The sequence below is a fragment of the Salinibacterium sp. VpJ6 genome (genome assembly GCF_059767345.1).
In genome coordinates this window covers 1-1,473 of sequence record NZ_JBSOQL010000006.1, presented here as the reverse complement: position 1 = coordinate 1,473, position 1,473 = coordinate 1, and the positions used below count along the sequence as shown (strand labels likewise).

The 1,473-nt window shown below is 53.2% G+C and carries 2 rRNA genes; both read left to right on the top strand.

Features of this window, described 5'->3' with window-relative positions:
* A 23S ribosomal RNA gene (locus ACWTV1_RS13080) occupies window positions 1–1,164 on the top strand; the annotation flags it as partial.
* A gap of 181 nt (window positions 1,165–1,345) precedes the next feature.
* Window positions 1,346–1,462: ribosomal RNA gene (gene rrf / locus ACWTV1_RS13075) — 5S ribosomal RNA — on the top strand.
* Window positions 1,463–1,473 lie beyond the last annotated feature (11 nt).

The following is a 1,473-nucleotide window of genomic DNA, read 5'->3' as shown; positions in this document are numbered from 1 at the left end:
GCAGGGCCGCAGAGACCAGTGGGAAGCGACTGTTTACTAAAAACACAGGTCCGTGCTAAGTCGCAAGACGATGTATACGGACTGACGCCTGCCCGGTGCTGGAAGGTTAAGAGGAACGGTTAGCCGTAAGGCGAAGCTGTGAATTTAAGCCCCAGTAAACGGCGGTGGTAACTATAACCATCCTAAGGTAGCGAAATTCCTTGTCGGGTAAGTTCCGACCTGCACGAATGGCGTAACGACTTCCCAGCTGTCTCAACCGCGAACTCGGCGAAATTGCACTACGAGTAAAGATGCTCGTTACGCGCAGAAGGACGGAAAGACCCCGTGACCTTTACTATAGCTTTGTATTGGTGTTCGGTGTGGCCTGTGTAGGATAGGTGGGAGACTGTGAAGCTTGGACGCTAGTTCAGGTGGAGTCATTGTTGAAATACCACTCTGGTCATATTGGATATCTAACTTCGGACCGTAATCCGGTTCAGGGACAGTGCATGGTGGGTAGTTTAACTGGGGCGGTTGCCTCCCAAAAAGTAACGGAGGCGCCCAAAGGTTCCCTCAACCTGGTTGGTAATCAGGTGTCGAGTGTAAGTGCACAAGGGAGCTTGACTGTGAGACTGACAAGTCGAGCAGGGACGAAAGTCGGGACTAGTGATCCGGCAGTGGCTTGTGGAAGCGCTGTCGCTCAACGGATAAAAGGTACCTCGGGGATAACAGGCTGATCTTGCCCAAGAGTCCATATCGACGGCATGGTTTGGCACCTCGATGTCGGCTCGTCGCATCCTGGGGCTGGAGTAGGTCCCAAGGGTTGGGCTGTTCGCCCATTAAAGCGGTACGCGAGCTGGGTTTAGAACGTCGTGAGACAGTTCGGTCCCTATCCTCTGCGCGCGCAGGAAATTTGAGAAGATCTATCCCTAGTACGAGAGGACCGGGATGGACGAACCTCTGGTGTGTCAGTTGTTCCGCCAGGAGCACCGCTGATTAGCTACGTTCGGAATGGATAACCGCTGAAAGCATCTAAGCGGGAAGCCAGCTTCAAGATGAGATTTCCATGGCCTTTTAGGCTGAGAGACTCGCAGCTAGACTACTGCGTTGATAGGCTGGATGTGGAAGCAGGGACTAACGACCTGTGGAGCTGACCAGTACTAATATGTCGATAAATTGATAACACCCCACCTCACTGGGCAGTCTTTGGACTGTCGAATGGTGACTGAGAAGAATTCTCGCGTCCACTTTGTGGTTCCCGATTTACGGTCGGGAACTGCGCCCAGCTAACACAGCTAGGCACATGTCCCTCGGGGCAGTGTCAGAGCATGTTTCTGGCCCAGACTGATACATAAATCAATAGTGTTTCGGCGGCCATAGCGAGAGGGAAACGCCCGGTTACATTCCGAACCCGGAAGCTAAGACTCTCTGCGCCGATGGTACTGCAAGGGGGACCTTGTGGGAGAGTAGGACACCGCCGGACTTAAATTGTGA